The organism is Lachnoclostridium sp., from assembly GCF_031997925.1.
Taxonomy (GTDB): domain Bacteria; phylum Bacillota; class Clostridia; order Lachnospirales; family Lachnospiraceae; genus Lachnoclostridium.
Window position 1 is genome coordinate 66816 of sequence record NZ_DAMADT010000002.1, and the last position, 19058, is coordinate 85873.

The window sequence follows — 19058 nt, forward strand, 5'->3', positions numbered from 1 at the left end:
CTACTAATTATTTTAAGTTTGATGTTAATCATCCCGTCAGGAAAAGTTTATGCTGAGGAATCAGTGATCAATGCCTATACTACATCAAAAGAAGACGCAGTAGTTAATACCATAACATTTCCAGAAGAAGAAAACACATATTCCGAAGAATTAAAATTATCTAGAGGTGCTCTAATCATTAATGTTGCTGATACACAAGATACGAAGTATAGTATGGTAACGTTAACTATTTTTTCAGATGTGCAGAAGAAAACAAAAGTGGGCTCTGTAACTCGTTTTTACGGGGATAAGGAAACACAAAAAACAATTGAGATACCAAAAGACGGTACTTATACTGTTACATATGAATTATCACGTAGAAATGAACCACAGGAGATTTCCTTTCATGTGACTTATAGTGAGGTGCTAAATAAGGACCAAACATTAAAAAAAGGAGAAACAGTGGTAGGCTATCTTAGCTCCGATCTAAAAGAAACATTATATAAGATAACTATTGAAGAAACGGGTTACATAAGTGTGAAAATGGAGACAGACAGTCCTTATGGTAGTATAGCATATATGAGTATCTTAGACTCTAAGAAGAAAGAATTAGAAAAAGAAGAATATGTTAATGTCCAGAGGAAGGATACCATGTACTATGGTGTTAAAAAGGGAACTTACTATATTAAGGTAAGATCAAGTGTTGGTATCTATTCTATCTCTTATTCCTTTCAAAAAGTAAAAGATAATGGAGCTGCAAAAAAAGCGGATGCAACTGCGTTAAGCTTAGGTGGAAAAGCGAAGAGTGGAGTTATTTTAGCAGACAGCAAGGACACTACTGCAGAGTGGTTTAAGTTTACATTGAAAGAAAGTACCAAGATTGCAATAAATGTTAGCGGAAATACCAATAATACCATGCGCTTTGAAATGGAAAGCGATTCTGTTAATTTCATATTTAACAATCTTAAAATAACAAATAATACGAAAGAAAGAACAGGAACTTTTACAAATGCATTACCGAAAGGAACCTACTATATAAAAGTTTATAAAGGAACATCAGGCTCATCTGGTAATTATAGTGTTCAAGTTACGAAAGAAAAGTAGTTTAATAAAATAGAAAAAATGCCAGTCAAATAATCATTTATGATTTTTGCAGGCATTTTTTTATTGCTTCAAAGCTTGTTTTGCTAATTACATGTTCCATCTTACAGGCATCTTCGACAGCGGTTTCATTATCAACCCCAAGGCTTACAAGCCAAGAAGTAAGAAGATTATGGCGTTCATATATCATCTCTGCAATTTCTTTACCAGAATTAGTGAGATAAATAAAACCAGCATCCGTAACAGTAATATATCCATTCTCTCTTAGGTGTTTCATAGCAACACTGACGCTGGATTTCTTATAATTTAACTCATTCGCAATGTCAATGGAACGCACGACCGGTAAGGATTTACTTAAGATTAATATTGTTTCTAAGTAATTTTCAGATGATTCATTTATTTTCATAAAAACCTCATTTCTAAGTGACAATTTGTAAAATTATATCATCCAGTATATCGTCCAGTATAACATAATATAAACATAATATCAAATTAGGAAGTACTACTTTTGGATTACATTCATTTGGCGCATACCAATAGTTTTTTAACAATCGACGGATATGAAGTGGTTTATAAAAATATAAAATTAGTAAATGAGAAATATTCTCATTTAAGTTATTGACATCAAACATTGGTTAGTATATACTAACTGTCAGAAAGAAGGAAGGACTAATTGGGAAGGACGTGAGGGTTATGCCATTATCCATGGCGAAAAAAGGTGAAGTGAGCGTTATACAAAATATAAGCGGTAAAGAAGAAACAAAAAGATTTTTAGAGAGTCTTGGTTTCGTTACAGGTAGCTTAGTAACAATAGTTTCTGAACTTGGCGGTAATATCATTGTCAATATCAAAGAATCGAGAGTTGCGTTAAATAAGGAATTGGCTAGTAAAATTATGATTCAGATTCAGGGATAATTTGTTAAAAGTAATAGAAATGGATCAAGAGAAAGAAGGGTAGAAACATGAAGACACTTAGAGAAATTCCATGTGGGCAAACAACAACAGTCGTTAAAATCAATGGTACCGGTCCTATAAAACGTCGTATAATGGATATGGGGATAACCAAGGGAACAGATATTCATGTAAATAAGGTAGCGCCACTTGGGGATCCAATAGAATTAACTGTAAGAGGATATTCTTTATCTTTACGTAAAGCAGATGCTGACATGATAGAGGTAGAGTAATTTTTTTACTTATAGGTTAGTAATAACTAATCACAATTAGAGACGTGAAACATGCTAATTATATCCTGAACGAATTACATGATATCAAAGGCTAGACTGAGTCTCGTTATAACAAGGATATAAAATAAAAGAATAAGAATGGAAATAAACAGGGAGGCTCTAAATGTCAATAAAAATAGCACTAACAGGAAATCCAAACTGTGGGAAAACAACTTTATTTAATGCTTTAACTGGATCTAATCAATTTGTTGGAAACTGGCCGGGTGTTACCGTAGAAAAGAAAGAAGGTAAATTAAAAGGATTTAAGGATGTAATTCTAACTGATTTACCGGGCATTTACTCACTATCACCATACACATTAGAAGAAGTTGTTGCGAGAAATTATTTGATGGGAGAAAAGCCAGATGCCATTATCAATATTATCGACGGTACGAATCTAGAACGTAACTTATACCTAACTACTCAACTTTTAGAATTATCGATTCCTGTAATTATGGCAATCAACATGATGGATGTGGTTGAAAAAAGCGGGGATAAGATACATATCGATAAACTGAAAGAAGAATTAGGCTGTGATGTTGTTGAAATATCAGCATTAAAAGGAAAAGGTATTACTGACTTAGCGAAAAAAGCAGTGGAGTTAGCGCAGAGTAAGCAATTAGTCGAAAAATCACCTCGTTTTTCTTCAGAGGTAGAAGAGGCAATCGAGAAAATTGAAGAGAGAATGCCAATTGAGGTTCCAATCGAACAAAAGCGCTTTGTTGCAATTAAATTACTGGAAAAGGATGATAAGATTGAGAATCAATTTAAAAATCTGCCAGTTGTAAACTCGGAAATTTCACAGCTTGAAGAATTTTATGATGAGGATACCGAGAGTATTATTACGAATGAACGTTATGTGTTCCTTACAAATATTACGAAGAAATGTTACCAAAAGCAGAGGAAAGAAAAACTAACTACTTCGGATAAGATTGACCGTATAGTGACCAATCGTATCTTGGCACTTCCAATCTTTGCAGCAGTGATGTTTCTAGTATATTTCGTGTCTGTCACAACGATAGGTGGCATGGTGACAGATTTGGTGAACGATGGAATATTTGGAGAAGGATTCTCCTTCTTTGGATCCTTTGTACCTGGAATACCAGTGTTAGTAGAGCAGGGATTAACTGCAATTGATTGTGCAGATTGGCTACAAGGCTTGATTCTTGATGGCATGATAGGCGGTGTAGGAGCCGTACTTGGTTTTGTGCCTCAGATGCTATTACTATTTCTATTCCTAGCATTTCTTGAGAGTTGTGGTTATATGGCTCGAGTTGCTTTCCTTATGGACCGAATTTTCCGTAAATTCGGATTATCCGGTAAATCCTTTATTCCAATGCTGATTGGTAGTGGATGTGGAGTTCCTGGAATTATGGCCTCCCGTACAATTGAAAATGACAGAGACCGAAAGATGACAATTATTACGACCACATTTATCCCTTGTAGTGCGAAGTTACCAATTATTGCTTTGATTGCCGGTGCTTTGTTTAATGGAACTTGGTGGGTAGCTCCAAGTGCTTATTTTATTGGTATTGCAGCGATTGTTACATCAGGTATCATATTAAAGAAGACGAAAATGTTTGCAGGGGATCCTTCTCCGTTTGTTATGGAATTACCTCCATATCATATGCCAACGGTAGGAAATATCCTTCGTAGTATGTGGGAGAGAGGATCTTCCTTTATTAAAAAAGCAGGTACTATTATTTTACTTTCTACTACTGTAATTTGGTTTGCCCAGAGTTTCGGATTTAAAGACGGAGTGTTTGGAATGGTTGAGGATATGAATGATAGTGTCTTGGCTGCATTTGGAAAGATTATAGCTCCAATCTTTACTCCGCTAGGATTTGGAGAATGGAAGTCAACAGTTGCAACCATTACCGGACTTATAGCGAAGGAAAACGTAGTTGGTACCTTCGGTGTATTGTATGGTTTTGGAGAAGTTGCAGAAGATGGTGTTGAAATTTGGGGAACACTTGCAAGCAGTATGACACCAATTGCAGCATACGCCTTTTTAGTATTTAATCTTCTATGTGCACCTTGTTTTGCAGCGATGGGAGCAATCAGAAGAGAGATGAATAATGCAAAATGGTTCTGGTTTGCGGTTCTTTACCAGACTGGATTTGCTTATATTATAGCATTTGTTATCTATCAATTCGGATCATGGATTAGCTTGGGTACCTTTGGTCTGTTTACTGTAATTGCATTACTTATATCAGCAATTTTTATATACCTATTGATTCGACCAAATGAAAAAGTTTTAGCAAAATAAAGTTATTTAATGTGTAAATAGCATGAACTGTACGTAAAGAAATTACGCTTAAGTATATGCTTTCAAACAAAGTTCAATTGAAATTGTAAGGTGTTAGCGCGCCGGAATGGAGGAAAATATGGGAACATTTCTTGTTTTACTAGTAGTTGTTGCGGTTATCGTGGTTGTATGCCGAAGCATTTATAACGATAGAAAAAAGGGAAAGGTTGGCTCCTGTGGATGTGATTGCTCCAAGTGTGGTGGTAGTTGCCATTAAGAGGAATAGAAACTTAAAAGAGATACAGGTAAGTGATAGGAGTTTATTGTGACTGAGAGCTTAGAAGATCATATACTGAAAAAACTTAAGGATAGCGGATACAGGATTACTAAAACAAGAATTATGCTGCTTCATATTGTTCTTAACGAAGAGTGTACGAGTTGCAAAGAGCTATTTTTTAAAGCAAGGCAATGTAATCTTGAGATTGGTTTAGCAACAATTTATCGATTTGTTAATACATTAGAAGAAATAGGGATCCTTAGACGCAAGAATATTCAAACTATGCTTCCTGATAGCACAAATGCGCCTTTCTATGAGGTTCAAAAAGAATTAAATCAATCAAAAAAAGAAAATTATCAGGTTTCATTAATAGCAGCAAGCAGCGAATTGTCAATTGTATTAGAGGACCATACTACCTACCGTCTTTCTGAATCTGAATGGAAGAAGGTATTAGAAACCGGACTTAGTGCCTGTGGATTCTCAATGCATAAGAATATAGCTACTGTAATAATGAGAAAAGGAGGCAATGTAAAAAGAATCAAGTTGACGTGATACGTTCACATACCAGCAGTGGCAACGCATTAATTGGTATATTAGAGCAGAAGACAGTAGCACTATAATTCAAAATATTAATAACGCAAAAAGTCGGGACAAAAGAATATGATATCCTCCTTGTAGTAAATAGTTTTTATTATTTAAACTGTCTAAACAAGGGGAGCTTATCAATCTATATCTCGACTTTTCTGTAATAAATGACAAGGAGAATTTATGAATCGTATTTTGGGGTTCCTTATCGATAATAACCACAATCTTTACAACTTCGACTTGAGTTTAAATTTCGAGTCGCACATTTAGGACAAATCCAGAAATCTATTTTTTTTACATCAGTTTCTAGTTTTTTTGTCTCATTTTCTGTATTAAGGGCATTCACCTTTTTTGATTTTTTAAATAATCCCATGACATTACCTCCCACGATAGGAAAATTTCTGTTACTATTATTTCTTGTATAGTATATTTTGGTACAAGTTATTGTATGACTAATGGTCATACCTTACTTGTTTGCAAGATATAAATCCTACCAAACTGAAACAAGCATTTATTATAAAACTATGTCGTTTTAAATTTTTTATGTTACAGAATCGTTATGAAGCTGCCATATTTTTAACAAAGATTGAACCTAGACTTAATAAGATAAGATGAGCAATATGCTGTTTGCTCGCAAGTAGGGAGGAAGTAAGTATTCAATGAACAAAAAAAGTACAAGAGAGGTTATTACTAAGAGAGAAGATATGCAAAACACAAGTACAAAATGTATCAAATGGCTAAGTCTCTTATTAATTGTAGCACTTCTTGGGAGTAATATAGCTCCAGGGATAGTACTAGCTAAGACTACGGAAGGCGCCACAAACGAACTACAAGAGGAGAGCGCACAAGACGATATAAATCAAGACGAGCTTAATATAGATGCAGAGACATTAAATCAGTTCGGTGAGAAGATAGACTATTTAAATATGTCAAAGAAAGCAACAATCTCAACAGAGAATAAGGCGATGTTAGTAGATATGACAGCGAGTGAATTATTAGGTGGTTCCTTTTTATCCAGCCGCTCCTATTTTGGGAAGTTTAATGACTTGATGTTTATCTTAACTACATTAAGGGAGGCTCCACTTACAGAGATTGTAACAGTAAGTAAGCGTGCTGCTTCACTCAAGGGAGATAATATCTTCGGATTCAAAGAAGGAGATAAGATTTCTCTCTATGATTTACTTCTATGTTTTTATTTCACAGGAAGTGAAGATGCTAGATTAGCTATCGTTGATCATATTGCTGGTAATGACACCACATTTATTGCTATGATGAATTCTGTTGCACGAAATATTGGATTAATAAATACGAATTACTCTAACGTAAATGGAGATTACAATAAAAGTCAGAAGACAATGCTATATGATATCTATTCCATTGTTTACGAATTATTGAATGAAGATTTTATGAATGAGGTTTTATCAGAAAATAATCATTTTATCACATATGAAAATAGCAATGGTATGACTGTAAGAAAAGCTTGTGTTAATCAGAGTTTGATAGATGCTAAAAGTGTGACAGTACCTGAGAACATGAACATTGTTTCAGTATTTTCAGGAAATTGCAAAATGCTTGGAAATGGACAAATCGTTTTAGCGAAAGGAGAAAATGGCCATTATTATCTTTCTATCTTAATGGAGGTGGATGAGAGAAGGGATATTGGAAAGGAATCAGGTAGAATCCTTGAGATAGTGAATGGGAAAGAGTATTTTGATGAAGAAATACCAACACCGATTCCAACTGCTACACCGACACCAACGAAGAAGCCAGAACCAACACCTAAACCAACAGTTATCCCTAAGCCAACACCAAAACCAACGGCAATTCCGACTCCTACTCCAATTGCTTACAAAGCTAAAATTCCAACCGAAAGCAACAACGCACGTTATCAGTTCCTTATGAATACAAATTATAAAGCATATACTATATATGATGCGCCTGTTGGATTCCGATCTGCAGCGGAAGCAGCTAAGAATATGACGGTAATAACCGTTCCGGTATGGAAGATGGATTCAGCAGGGAAAAAGTATTCCTCAACAATGAAGCTAACAATCCATAAGAAGCTTGCAAATGGAGTTTCTAGCATCTATAAAGAAATTTATGATTTACCAATGAAGTTTCCAATAAAGACAATGATAGGATATAGTTATCGAAAGATAGGAGGGGTAGGACTTAATAAATCCACTTTGCTATCCATTCATTCGTTTGGTGCTGCAATTGATATAAATCCAGGAGATTATGACAATGACTATTACCTAGGAAAAGGAAATGATTTAAGAAATAAATCGAATCCATATTGCATTCCAGATGAAGTGATTGAGATATTTGCAAGCTACGGTTGGTTCTGGGGAGGTGACTTTGAAATTTCTGCAGATACCATGCATTTTCAATATCTTGGACTAGAATTCTTATCGTATCAAGGAAAGAGCCCATTTCGAGAATTAAAATATAAAAATGGTTCTGTTATGAGTGGAATTGATGTTAAGAATCTTCAACAACGATTAAATCGCCTCGGATATAAGGTGACTGTCGATGGCACTTATGGAAAGAGCACCGAAACAGTCATAAAGAAGTTTCAAAAAGATAATAAACTAAAAGAAACAGGAGTAGTAAATTATTCTACTTGGGAAAAATTGATCAATTCAACACATTATATGGGATATGTATTTTAACCTCATCAGGGTTTAATGTGTTTCATGCCAGGCATAGCTATTAGTCATGCCTGGCTTTTTTATGTGCGCTCAGCATGGCGCAATCGAACTTCTGGTCTGGCGGACAAATGGAAGCTGCCTATGAAACAATATTAAAAGTACAAATACTATTATATATAATCCTAACATATATTGAGTAAAGAATAAGTAACACAATAGTTACTTTTTATTTTAATCATCTAAAGGAGATATGTAAAATGAATATGAGGTTTAAGGAAGTTATTTTAGCACCTATGAACTTATTATATAGAATTAAACCTGAATTATGTTTAAAGATTATATATCGCTTGAAGACTGGTAGAAAGTTAAATTTAAATAACCCAAAGACATATTCCGAAAAACTACAGTGGCTTAAACTCAATTATAAAAATAAACTTTTACCAATTTGTGCAGATAAATATAGAGTAAGACAATATGTAAAAAAATGTGGCCTCGAAAGTACACTTAAAAAATTATTATGGGAAGGGTATGACCCTAATGATATACCATTTGATAACCTACCACAGAAATTTGTAATAAAAGTAACACATGGATGTGGATGGAATATTATATGTAAAAATAAAAATCTTTTAAGTATTCCAAAAACAATAAAAAAATTGAAACGGTGGTTAAAACAAAAGTATCTTCCATGCTATGGTGAATGGTTTTATGGAGTTATTAAACCAAGAATAATTATAGAAGAATATCTTGATGACGGAACAGGTAAAGTGCCTAAAGATTATAAGATATTTTGTTTTCATGGAGAACCAAAATATATTGCAGCACATGTTGATAGATTCATAAATCATCGAAGGAAAATGTATGATATAGAATGGAAGCCATTTCCCATTACTGCCAGATATGTTGATCATAATCTACATGTAGAAAAACCAAAAGAACTAGATAAATTATTAGAATATGCCAGAATACTATCAAAAGAATTTATACATGTAAGAGTAGATTTATATATAGTGAATTCTAAAATATATTTTGGTGAATTAACTTTCGCTGATGAAGCTGGGTTTGGAACCATTTCTCCCAAAGAAATGGAGAAAAAAATAAGCAGCTGGATTAAATTACCTTTACCTAAATAAGAGGATTCTTAAAAAGATGATTAATGAGAGCTTAAGTAAATAGGCTATTTTTTTATTAAGGAGATATATAGAATGAATAAGAGTGTAAAGAAATTTATTTTAGCACCAATGAACCTATTATATAGAATTAACCCAGAATTAGATCTTAAAATCTTATATCGATTGAGAACCCATAGAAAGTTAAATTTAGAAAACCCAAAGACGTATACTGAAAAACTTCAGTGGCTTAAGCTTAATTATAAAAATAAACTGCTACCAATATGTGCAGATAAATATGAAGTAAGGCAATTTGTAAAAAAATGCGGTTATGAAAATATACTTACAAAGTTACTTTGGGAAGGGTATAACCCAGATGATATTCCATTTAAAGATTTACCCGGGCAATTTGTAATTAAAGTTACACATGGAAGCGGAATGAATATTATTTGTAAGAATAAAAACGAATTAAATAATTCGAAAACAATTAGAACATTAAAGCGGAGGTTAAAAGAAAAGTATCTTCCATGCTATGGGGAATGGTTTTATGGAGTCATAAGACCAAGGATTATTATAGAAGAATTCCTTGATGATGGAAGAGGTTACTCACCGGTGGATTATAAAATATTTTGTTTTCATGGGAAGCCTAAATTTATTATAGCACATGTTGACAGATTTACGAATTACCGAAGTAATATGTATGATTTGGAATGGAATCCTTTTCAGAATATTTCTATGAAAGATATAGATCCCAATTTAGTTGTAGAAAAACCTAAGGAATTAGATCAATTACTAAAGTGTGCAGAAATTTTATCGAAAGATTTTGTGCATGTTAGAGTTGATTTATATATATTGAATTCTAAAATATATTTTGGTGAATTAACATTTATGTGTGACTCTGGATTCGTAACGATGAATCCAATAGAAATTGAAGAAGAAATCGGAAGCTGGATTGAGATAAAGTAAGTATAACTTTATCTCATTCATTTACTGTTAAGAGTAACATTTTCGACAATTCAGCAATATAATATACAAATTGAATCAAAAAAGAGGTGTTTTTGTTGAATAAACATAATATGCTTTTTAGCATAACAATATCTGTACTACTGATTATTTTTTGTATAGTAATAACTGAAAAAATCAGTTTTTTAAATAATGCTGATAAAAAAACAGAAGCATATTCCTATGAAGTACATATAGAGGATGATAATCTGAATGAAACGGAAAATGCTATTTTAAATATACTTATTAATACTACTTTTACATCAAATTTTCAATCAACTATGATAAGAGAAACCTATTATGAATATTTAAAAAGTTACCTTGAAAGTGCAAACGTGCAATTAGGATCAGAAACTTTAAACCAGCTAGAAGATAAAATGAAAGATATAGCTGCAATTATGAGCTTGGAAAAAGAACATGATATTAAAAACATGCCAATAAATTCAAGAGAAATAGTCTTAAATATAACGAAGCAAATATATAAAACTTGTGGATTAAAGCTAGTATATAAGCTACAAGGAGATATACAAAAGGTATCCGATATGAACGGAAATTATTTTTACTTCAGCGAAAGTTCATTTGAACAGGAGTTTTTTGATTCTACTGTATTTTTATCTTTCCTAGCTGTAGTGCTTTTTTTTTTTAATATTTGTCTATGCATAGCGAAGAAAAATCATTTATTTATAAAGGAAGAGATGTACGAGGAACAACTCATTAAAAAAAATACCCCAAATAAATATTTGCTAGTAGTAGATTTAGGCTGTATTTTATTATCTTTCTTTATAACAACATGGATACGTTATGGAGGAATAACCAGATATTGGGGTAGGATTATGTATGGAATTGCATTTATATTCATCCTTCTTTTATATATAGCAATATATTATGCATATGATACCTATAGTAGAATTTTTAAGCGAGGATTCCTAGAGGAGTTAACTTCCATTATTAAAATAAACTGTTTGCTTGCGGTAACACTTACTTTCATAATGTTTGTTTTTCAGGAAGGAACAACCTATTCGAGATATTTTTTCTTTAATTTTTTTACACTCAATATATTAATTAATTATATAACCAGATTGTATTTTAAGTTTTTTTTACTATCTGTTTATAAAAAGAGTGGCTCCAGTAATAAGCTTATGATAATAACAACTTCTGATAAGGCAAAAGAAGTTTTAGATAGAATTAAAAAAGAGAATGATTGGGAGTATCAAGTTACTTACTTAACCATATTAGATAGGAAATTAATGGGGCAATGGATTGAAGGAATACCTGTTAAGGCAAATTTAATTAATATGTATGAAGTAGCAAGACAAGAGGTAGTGGATGAAGTATTTATATATCTTCCTAGCGACTCCTCTTTATCTATTGATTTAGATGAGACAATACTTGAGTTTGTAAATATGGGAATAACGGTTAACTTAAGTATTAATACATTTGGATTAAAGGTACGTGAGAAAATAGTTCGCGAAATAAGTGGGTACTATTCACTAAGTTTTAGCACTCGTTTAATAAAGGAATCCCAAAAACATTTGAAAAGGATTATGGATATTGTGGGAGGGATAGTAGGATGTATATTAACTTTAGTATTGATTGTGTTCCTAGCTCCAGTAATTAAATTAGAATCACCTGGACCAATTTTCTTCTCACAAGTACGTGTAGGTAAAAACGGACGACGATTTAAAATATATAAATTTCGTTCCATGTATATAGATGCAGAAAAGCGCAAGGAAGAATTGATGAACCAAAATGAAATGAATGGCTTTATGTTTAAAATGAAAGACGATCCAAGAGTAACAAAAGTAGGTAAGTTTCTGCGAAAAACAAGTCTTGATGAGTTTCCACAGTTCTTTAACATCTTAAAAGGAGAAATGAGTTTAGTAGGAACCAGACCGCCTACAGAAGATGAGTTCCTTAGGTATGAAGGAAGGCATAAGCGGAGGCTAGCTCTTAAATGCGGATTGACAGGGTTATGGCAGGTTAGTGGAAGAAGTGATATACAGGACTTTGAAGAAGTGGTTAAGCTGGATCTGGAATATATCGATAACTGGTCATTTAAGTTGGATCTAAAGATATTGTTAAAGACAGTAGTAGTTGTATTATTTGGAAGAGGTTCTAGGTAGATAAACTTTATGAATTTTGGAAATCCCTATGGAAAATATTAATGTTCTATGGAGTTATAATTGGAAGGAGTTATCATATAGTAAAAAAATGAAGAGAAAATTGGAAAAGGTAAAGAAAAAAATAGAGCCATATAATGAATTTAAAGGTAAACATACTCATAAGCCCAAAATATGTCTCGTATCTTCCTCAGGAGGACATTGGGAACAGCTTAAAAAGTTGCAGCCACTAATAGATAAGTATAGTGGCTTCTTTATTACTGAGAAAACCCAGTTTAGCGAAAATGCAAAGTATTTCATGAAGCAGACTGATTTAAAAGATAAATGGATGCTATTAAAAATGTTATATAACTCCATATATACATTATTTATTTGGTTAAAAGAACGCCCTGATTTTATTATTACTACTGGTACTATGATTGCCTATCCCTTTTATATATTATCTATTATCTTTCATAAAAAATTTATCTTCATCGAAACATTTGGTAGGGCTAATATGCCCACTGAAGCAGGAAAAAGAATGGAAAAGTATACTGACTTATTTATTGTTCAATGGGAATCCCAGAAAAAGTTTTATAAAAAAGCAATCTACGGGGGGTGCTTATATTGATTTTTATATGCGTAGGTTCTAGAAGTTACCAATTTAACCGCCTATTTGTAAAACTAGATGAATTATGTGAGAAAGGAATCATTAAGGAGGATATGTTTGCTCAAATAGGTACTTCCGCATATAAACCAAAACATTACCCATACAAAGATTTTATATCAGAAGAAGAATTTCAAGTTAAAATCAATGAGGCTCATATTGTAATAAGTCATGGAGCCTCGGGCTCTATTATGAAAGCCTTAAACGCGAAAAAGAAGGTAATAGCGGTAGCCAGATTAGAGAAATATGGTGAGCATATAAATGATCATCAAATACAAATTAATGAGGCCTTTGCTTCAAATAAATACTTACTATCCGTTTCTAATATGGATGATTTAGGTGATGCTATCAAGGCATATTATGAAGGTACAGCAGATATAGTTCCCTGGGAGAATACAGACCCCATGGCAATAGTTAATTTAATAGATAATTTCATTAAAGAAAGTTGGTATTCTATAAAGTAGTTAAAAAATAAAGCGAAGAGGATTAGGAATAGGATGAATCCAAATAAAAAAAAGAAATATTTATTTTTAATTACTGGTATGGTAATGGGCGGTGCCGAACGAGTTATGGCAACAATAGCCAATGAATATGTTAAGAGGGGAAATGAAGTTTTAATAGTATCGTTGAAGGACTCTAACAGCGCTTACAGGCTTGATCCAAGGGTAAAGATAGTAGGAGCAAAGGGGTCAATTCAATCAAAGTATAAATTAATTCGTATAGTTAAGCTGATTATTAGTGGGATAAAGAGCTTTTTTTACTACTTATACTGTTTAAAGACATATAAACCGGATGTAGTATTATCATTTTTAACGTATTCTAATTTGTTAGCTGTTATAACACGCCTGTTGTTTATAAGGAATGTACCAGTAGTGATATCAGAGCGCAGTGACCCATTGAAAAGAGGATATATGATTAAAAAAATCTGCGAATTCATTTATCCGAAAGCAGATTGTTTGGTATGCCAAAGTGAAAGAGTAAGAAAATACTTTAAAAAATTGAATAGAAAGACAAATATAAAAATTATACCAAATCCCATTAATTTTGAATGTATCGCGCAGACAGTACCTGAAAAAAGAAGAAAATTAATTGTTGCAGTAGGCAGATTAAGTACTCAAAAAAATTATAATTTATTAATTGAAGCATTTCATGAAATAAAGAGAGATTATTCTGATTATATTGTTGAGATATATGGACAGGGTCCGGAATATGATAATATAACGCATAAAATTCGCTCTCTGCATTTAGAAAATAATATATTTTTAATGGGAGTAAAAAATAACGTAATGCAAAGTGTTAATGATGCGGAACTTTTTGTTATGACGTCAGATTATGAGGGATTTCCCAATGCTTTAGTAGAGGCCATGGCTTCAGGACTCCCTGTTATTTCTACTGATTTTCCGACAGGAGTTGCAAGAGAATTAATAATAGATGGTGTAAATGGATATGTAGTCTCTAGGAATGATAAAAAGGAGCTGGCTAGAGCAATGATTAAAATTCTTAGCGATAAAGAGTTACAAGAGTCTATGAGCTGGAATAATAGAAAAATACTCGAGTATTTAGATAGAGATATCATTATCGATAGATGGAGTGAGGTATTAAACAAAGAATATTAAGAAATAGATTATATAAATGTATTAAAATATAAGGATAAGGTGAATTAAAATATGAAGGATCTATTAAAACGATTTATGAAAAAGCCAGGTTTGTACTTAATATATGCTTTAGGAAGAGTATTATATGGAACATTATGGTTAGATAAAGCATATCTTAAAATACTATTTAAATTCAGATTGGGAAAACGATTAAATCTTAAAAATCCTAAGACATACAATGAAAAAGTTCAATGGCTAAAGTTATATGACAGAAATCCAAAATACACTAAATTGGTGGATAAATATGAAGTTAGAAAATATATTGCAAAGACCATAGGGGAAGAATATTTAATTCCTTTGTTAGGGGTATGGAATAAATTTGAAGATATAGATTTTAATAAATTACCAAATCAATTTGTATTAAAATGCACGCACGATTCCGGAGGAGTCATAATTTGTAAAGATAAACGTACATTTGATAGGGAAGCTGCTCGAAAAAAATTAAACCGTTATTTAAAAAGGAACTATTATATAAATACAAGAGAATGGGTTTATAAGGATATAAAACCTAGAATTGTTGCAGAAGAATATATAGTGGATGAATCAGGAGCAGATTTAAAAGATTATAAATTTATGTGTTATCATGGGCAACCAAAAACAGTAGATATTATTTCTAATAGAGATTCGGATCCTAGTTCAGACATGTTTGATATGAACTTTAAGAGCTTACCTGTAATTAATTATTATAAAAATAGTGAGAAGATAATAGATAAGCCCGAAGGTTTTGATGAAATGATTCGGTTATGTAAAAAGTTATCAAAGGATCTTATTCATGTTAGGTGTGATTTTTACAACATCAATGGAAAAGTATATTTTGGTGAAATGACATTTTATCAATGTAGTGGTCTTGAAAAATATGAACCCTATAAGTATGACGTAATATTTGGAAGCTTTATTCACCTTCCAATAGAAAGAAAAAACTAAAAAGGATAGATTTAAAATAAATGAAAAAGAAAATCGTATTTGTGAATGCAAGCCTTACGGGTGGTGGATCTGAAAGAGTAATGACGACTCTTGCAAATTATTTAGCTGATAAAGGTTTTGATGTTACTATGATAGTAGTTAGAAATAGAGAGCGGACCTATGAATTAAATAGTAAAGTAAATTATGTTCAGTTAACCTATAAGAATAATAATAAATTTTATATTTTATATAAAAGAATATATGAAATAAGAAAAATAATAAAGCAACTAAATGCAGATACCATAATATCATTTTTGACTGATATTAATTTTTTCACTATTCTTTCTTGCATAAATTTAAAAAAAAGAGTAATTATTTCAGAACGTGCGCACCCTTTGCTAATTAATGTAAATGAAAAAAAACCTTTATACATTAGAATATTTAAAAAAATATTATATCCATTGGCAAATAGTATTGTTTTTCAAACTAGATTTGCTAAAAAATGCTATCCTTCAAAAATACAAAGGAAAAGTTTTATTATACCAAATCCCATATCTCCTAACCTGCCAAATGTTTATGAAGGATCACGTAAAAAAGTCATTGTTGCAGCAGGACGTTTATCAGAAGAAAAGAATTTCAGCATGTTGATTTCTGCCTTTTATGAGGTGTCCCAAATACACAAGGATTATAAATTAATTATTTATGGTCGTGGTCATATGTTAAGAGAGTTAAAATTACTGAGAAAAAAATTAAATCTTGAAGAGAAAGTAAAATTCCCTGGTTACGTAGACAACTTAATGGAACGTATTAAGAATGCTTCCATTTATGTCTCCTCTTCTGATTTTGAGGGCATATCTAACTCAATGTTAGAAGCATTGGCAATGGGAATACCATCTATATGTACCGATTGTCCTGTTGGTGGCGCGGCTATGGTAATAGAGAATAATAAAAATGGTATATTAATTCCAGTAGGAGATGTAAAAGCACTTAGTGGTGCAATGCTAAAAATTATCGAAGATAAGGAGTTTGCTAATTTACTTTCTACAGAAGCGGTTAAAGTAAGAAAAAAATATGATGTATCAAAGATTTGCAAAAAGTGGATAGATATAATTTGAAAGGGTTTTCATATGGGTATTTTAAAAAAACAGCGAGCTTTGTTAAATCATTTAATCGATAGAAGCCTTAAAATAGGCTTAAAAGTAGGAGAATATAAATTTATCTGGAGATATAAAAAATTATGGGAAAAGGTAAATTTATCAAAGAAACAGATGAATTTAATTCAAAGAAATTTTAAGAAATATTATGGAAAATTTTATTCTACAAAGTGGCATCGTTTTTATCAAAGTTATACCGGAAAGTTTGATAAAAATTATTTCCCAGAAATTCTATTTTCAACGAAATTAGAACCTTTATTAAACCCTCGTAGCATTAGTATGGCACTAGAAGATAAAAACCTTTTAGAACCATTATATAAGTCAGTGAGAGGACTTCGAATTCCTAAAACATTAATTGGTAATAGTTATGGGACCTTTTATACTAATATAGGAAGCAAAAGAAAGAATATAAATTATAAGGAAGCCTGCAACTTAATTAGCAATACCGATTATGTAGTTGTTAAACCTACGATTGGAACACATTCAGGTAATGGTATTATGATTTGTAAGTTTGTTAATGGCATAGATGAATTTACTAAAAAGTCCTGTAAGGATATTTTAGAATCGTACAAAGTAAATTTTATTGTTCAAGAACATATTATAAATTGTAAAGAATTGAAAGCACTATATGGAGAATCATTAAATACAATAAGAGTGATTACATACATTTTAGATAACAATTTATATTATCTTCCTTTAGCCCTTCGTTTAGGCTGTGATGGGAATAAAGTTGATAATATAGGTGCCGGTGGACTTTTTATAGGTATATCACCAGACGGGTATTTAAAACCATATGCTTATGCTGAAATTGGAACGAAATATAGTCACCATCCCAATAGTAAAGTGGCTTTTCGAGATTATTTTATACCCAATATACCTAAAGTATTAGAAATGGCATATTTTTGCCATTTAAATACACCACAAGTTAAAATGGTTTCTTGGGATTTTACTATCGATGACGATTTAAACGTAGTGTTAATTGAGACAAATATGCTGGGTCAAAGTCTGGGGTTCCCACAAATGGCAAATGGAGAAAGCGCATTTGGAATTAATACTGGAAGGATGTTAAGGTTAATTCGAAAATAGGAGAAAGGTGGGAAATTTGAGTAAAGGAATATAAAATGAATAATCTCAATTATAATTCAATGTTTCAAAATAGAAAATTCATAATACGAATTCCTAAAGATATATGCAATTTACTAATTTTTTGTTTAACAGTTGCATTTATTGCTTTACGATCAATTGTCCCATTTTTATATGGTGTTCAATTAATTTTTATATCCTACATGGGAATAATCGCTATCAAAAAATTGAATAAAATATTTGCAACTCAATATGTAGTTGTATATGGAATGTTTTTTTTGTGGTGCTGTCTTTCCGTTCTTTGGTCGCCAGCAATAGATAAAACAATGGCTGCAGCTGTAAGCGTAGGTCAGATGATAGTAATTTGTTCCCTAATGACGCTATATTTAGTAAGTATAGAGAAGATAGAAAAGGTTTTATTTGGAATTGCTATAGCAAGTATTATTATGATAGCCTTTTTGATCTTAAAAACACAACCATCTGAATGGGTAGATGCTTTAACCGGCTCTTTTTCAGCGTCTTCAGATAAAGGTAGAATAGGGTATTCTATCGGACACCATCCCAATGCCATGGGTAATTTATGCGCTTTATTAGCCTTTGTATGGTTGTATTTTTACGACAAATCAAAACGTAAAATTTATTTAGTATGGATTTTGTTATTAAGTTTTATTCTTTTATTTACAAAATCCAGGGCAGCTATTCTTATGCTTATTATGTATTTTTTTGGATACATTATACTTGCTAAAAAAAGAAGATTTCTATTCATTAAAATAATTCCAACAATAATCATATTATCATTTATATTATACTGGGCAATTTTTAATATTCCTATATTATATGAATTAATTGGTTTTAGAATTGAGGGAGTATTTGGGGTATTTAACTCCTCTTATACTATGGATGCAAGTTCCTATACCAGAATAAATATGATGAAATATGGAATAGACATGTTTAAAAAGCATCCTTTTACAGGAGTTGGTTTTGGAAATTATGCATATTATGCCTATCATTATTATGATTTATTTTCTGAAACCTATGCTCATAGTAATTATATCGAAATACTAGCGGGATTAGGAGTGGTTGGTATATTCCTTTATTATATTCTACCAGTTTTAAGCTGTATCACTCTTGGATTGAATTTAAAAAGAACGAATGGGAGTTTACGAAAGCTATGCGCTTTCTTATTTGTTGCAATTATTGTTAGATTAATAACTGACTTTATAAAGATAACTTATAACGATGAATTAACCCAAATGATAAATGTAATTTGCATCTGTGGTGCGAGTTTAATAAATAGAATGCAAAAGGAAGGCGGGTGATAG

At 31.8% G+C, this 19058-nt stretch carries 19 protein-coding genes; 17 read left to right on the forward strand and 2 right to left on the reverse strand.

Annotation, left to right across the window (positions count from 1 at the left end):
- The coding region (locus tag RTP52_RS01860; RefSeq protein WP_312368856.1) for a pre-peptidase C-terminal domain-containing protein at window positions 1-1083 on the forward strand (1083 nt) is incomplete at its 5' end.
- Between the two features lie 37 nt (window positions 1084-1120).
- On the opposite strand, the gene RTP52_RS01865 is transcribed toward RTP52_RS01860, so the two are convergent.
- A complete protein-coding gene (locus RTP52_RS01865) occupies window positions 1121-1486 on the reverse strand; it encodes a metal-dependent transcriptional regulator (protein WP_312368858.1) in 366 nt (121 codons plus the stop codon).
- Between the two features lie 287 nt (window positions 1487-1773).
- Here RTP52_RS01865 and RTP52_RS01870 point away from each other — a divergent pair, with 287 nt between their 5' ends.
- From RTP52_RS01870 to RTP52_RS01890, 5 genes are all read left to right on the forward strand, one after another.
- Entirely contained in the window at window positions 1774-1995 is a 222-nt protein-coding gene (locus RTP52_RS01870) for a FeoA family protein (protein WP_312103342.1), read from the forward strand.
- Window positions 1996-2042: 47 nt separating this feature from the next.
- Window positions 2043-2264, forward strand: a complete 222-nt coding sequence (locus tag RTP52_RS01875) for a FeoA family protein (protein ID WP_312368860.1) — start codon at window positions 2043-2045, stop codon at window positions 2262-2264.
- Window positions 2265-2427: 163 nt separating this feature from the next.
- Window positions 2428-4572 carry a ferrous iron transport protein B gene (feoB, locus tag RTP52_RS01880; RefSeq protein WP_312368861.1) on the forward strand — a complete coding sequence of 715 codons (2145 nt, stop codon included), beginning with the start codon at window positions 2428-2430 and terminating at the stop codon, window positions 4570-4572.
- A gap of 118 nt (window positions 4573-4690) precedes the next feature.
- Entirely contained in the window at window positions 4691-4828 is a 138-nt protein-coding gene (locus RTP52_RS01885) for a FeoB-associated Cys-rich membrane protein (RefSeq protein ID WP_312368862.1), read from the forward strand.
- A 48-nt stretch (window positions 4829-4876) separates the two neighbouring features.
- On the forward strand, window positions 4877-5380 hold the full coding sequence (locus RTP52_RS01890) for a transcriptional repressor (protein ID WP_312368863.1): 504 nt from the start codon (window positions 4877-4879) through the stop codon (window positions 5378-5380).
- A 238-nt stretch (window positions 5381-5618) separates the two neighbouring features.
- On the opposite strand, the gene RTP52_RS01895 is transcribed toward RTP52_RS01890, so the two are convergent.
- Window positions 5619-5786, reverse strand: coding sequence for a hypothetical protein (locus RTP52_RS01895; protein ID WP_312368864.1), 168 nt, complete (start codon window positions 5784-5786; stop codon window positions 5619-5621).
- 286 nt (window positions 5787-6072) lie between these two features.
- Between RTP52_RS01895 and RTP52_RS01900 the strand changes: the two genes are divergently transcribed.
- The 11 genes from RTP52_RS01900 (at window position 6073) to RTP52_RS01950 (ending at window position 19055) form a co-directional block, all read left to right on the forward strand.
- Window positions 6073-8085, forward strand: a complete 2013-nt coding sequence (locus tag RTP52_RS01900) for a peptidoglycan-binding protein (protein WP_312368865.1) — start codon at window positions 6073-6075, stop codon at window positions 8083-8085.
- A gap of 236 nt (window positions 8086-8321) precedes the next feature.
- Window positions 8322-9197: an ATP-grasp fold amidoligase family protein gene (locus RTP52_RS01905; RefSeq protein WP_312368866.1), complete on the forward strand. Its 876-nt coding sequence runs from the start codon at window positions 8322-8324 to the stop codon at window positions 9195-9197.
- A 72-nt stretch (window positions 9198-9269) separates the two neighbouring features.
- Complete coding sequence (locus RTP52_RS01910; RefSeq protein ID WP_312368867.1) at window positions 9270-10139, forward strand: ATP-grasp fold amidoligase family protein; 870 nt, start codon at window positions 9270-9272, stop codon at window positions 10137-10139.
- Window positions 10140-10234: 95 nt separating this feature from the next.
- A complete protein-coding gene (locus RTP52_RS01915) occupies window positions 10235-12298 on the forward strand; it encodes a sugar transferase (protein ID WP_312368869.1) in 2064 nt (687 codons plus the stop codon).
- 28 nt (window positions 12299-12326) lie between these two features.
- Window positions 12327-12905, forward strand: a complete 579-nt coding sequence (gene pssD, locus RTP52_RS01920; protein WP_331660700.1) for a PssD/Cps14F family polysaccharide biosynthesis glycosyltransferase — start codon at window positions 12327-12329, stop codon at window positions 12903-12905.
- On the forward strand, window positions 12902-13405 hold the full coding sequence (gene pssE / locus RTP52_RS01925; RefSeq protein WP_312368871.1) for a PssE/Cps14G family polysaccharide biosynthesis glycosyltransferase: 504 nt from the start codon (window positions 12902-12904) through the stop codon (window positions 13403-13405). Before pssD ends, pssE begins: the two co-directional genes overlap by 4 nt.
- Window positions 13406-13438: 33 nt before the next feature.
- Window positions 13439-14557, forward strand: a complete 1119-nt coding sequence (locus RTP52_RS01930) for a glycosyltransferase (protein ID WP_312368873.1) — start codon at window positions 13439-13441, stop codon at window positions 14555-14557.
- 51 nt (window positions 14558-14608) lie between these two features.
- Window positions 14609-15520 (forward strand): ATP-grasp fold amidoligase family protein, encoded by a 912-nt coding sequence (locus tag RTP52_RS01935; RefSeq protein WP_312368875.1) that lies wholly within the window; start codon window positions 14609-14611, stop codon window positions 15518-15520.
- 20 nt (window positions 15521-15540) lie between these two features.
- A complete protein-coding gene (locus tag RTP52_RS01940; RefSeq protein ID WP_312368877.1) occupies window positions 15541-16614 on the forward strand; it encodes a glycosyltransferase in 1074 nt (357 codons plus the stop codon).
- A gap of 12 nt (window positions 16615-16626) precedes the next feature.
- Window positions 16627-17739, forward strand: a complete 1113-nt coding sequence (locus RTP52_RS01945; RefSeq protein WP_312368878.1) for a sugar-transfer associated ATP-grasp domain-containing protein — start codon at window positions 16627-16629, stop codon at window positions 17737-17739.
- 35 nt (window positions 17740-17774) lie between these two features.
- The gene (locus RTP52_RS01950) at window positions 17775-19055 is read left to right on the forward strand and encodes an O-antigen ligase family protein (protein ID WP_312368879.1); all 1281 of its coding nucleotides are present in this window, start codon (window positions 17775-17777) and stop codon (window positions 19053-19055) included.
- Window positions 19056-19058: the final 3 nt, after the last annotated feature.

What these genes read in the sequence shown, in the direction of transcription:
- RTP52_RS01865 (WP_312368858.1), bottom strand. Translation starts at nt 1,486, where the DNA reads ATGAAAATAAATGAATCATCTGAAAATTACTTAGAAACAATATTAATC.
- RTP52_RS01870 (WP_312103342.1), top strand. Translation starts at nt 1,774, where the DNA reads ATGCCATTATCCATGGCGAAAAAAGGTGAAGTGAGCGTTATACAAAAT.
- RTP52_RS01875 (WP_312368860.1), top strand. Translation starts at nt 2,043, where the DNA reads ATGAAGACACTTAGAGAAATTCCATGTGGGCAAACAACAACAGTCGTT.
- feoB (WP_312368861.1), top strand. Translation starts at nt 2,428, where the DNA reads ATGTCAATAAAAATAGCACTAACAGGAAATCCAAACTGTGGGAAAACA.
- RTP52_RS01885 (WP_312368862.1), top strand. Translation starts at nt 4,691, where the DNA reads ATGGGAACATTTCTTGTTTTACTAGTAGTTGTTGCGGTTATCGTGGTT.
- RTP52_RS01895 (WP_312368864.1), bottom strand. Translation starts at nt 5,786, where the DNA reads ATGGGATTATTTAAAAAATCAAAAAAGGTGAATGCCCTTAATACAGAA.
- RTP52_RS01900 (WP_312368865.1), top strand. Translation starts at nt 6,073, where the DNA reads ATGAACAAAAAAAGTACAAGAGAGGTTATTACTAAGAGAGAAGATATG.
- RTP52_RS01905 (WP_312368866.1), top strand. Translation starts at nt 8,322, where the DNA reads ATGAATATGAGGTTTAAGGAAGTTATTTTAGCACCTATGAACTTATTA.
- RTP52_RS01910 (WP_312368867.1), top strand. Translation starts at nt 9,270, where the DNA reads ATGAATAAGAGTGTAAAGAAATTTATTTTAGCACCAATGAACCTATTA.
- pssD (WP_331660700.1), top strand. Translation starts at nt 12,327, where the DNA reads ATGGAAAATATTAATGTTCTATGGAGTTATAATTGGAAGGAGTTATCA.
- RTP52_RS01930 (WP_312368873.1), top strand. Translation starts at nt 13,439, where the DNA reads ATGAATCCAAATAAAAAAAAGAAATATTTATTTTTAATTACTGGTATG.
- RTP52_RS01935 (WP_312368875.1), top strand. Translation starts at nt 14,609, where the DNA reads ATGAAGGATCTATTAAAACGATTTATGAAAAAGCCAGGTTTGTACTTA.
- RTP52_RS01940 (WP_312368877.1), top strand. Translation starts at nt 15,541, where the DNA reads ATGAAAAAGAAAATCGTATTTGTGAATGCAAGCCTTACGGGTGGTGGA.
- RTP52_RS01945 (WP_312368878.1), top strand. Translation starts at nt 16,627, where the DNA reads ATGGGTATTTTAAAAAAACAGCGAGCTTTGTTAAATCATTTAATCGAT.
- RTP52_RS01950 (WP_312368879.1), top strand. Translation starts at nt 17,775, where the DNA reads ATGAATAATCTCAATTATAATTCAATGTTTCAAAATAGAAAATTCATA.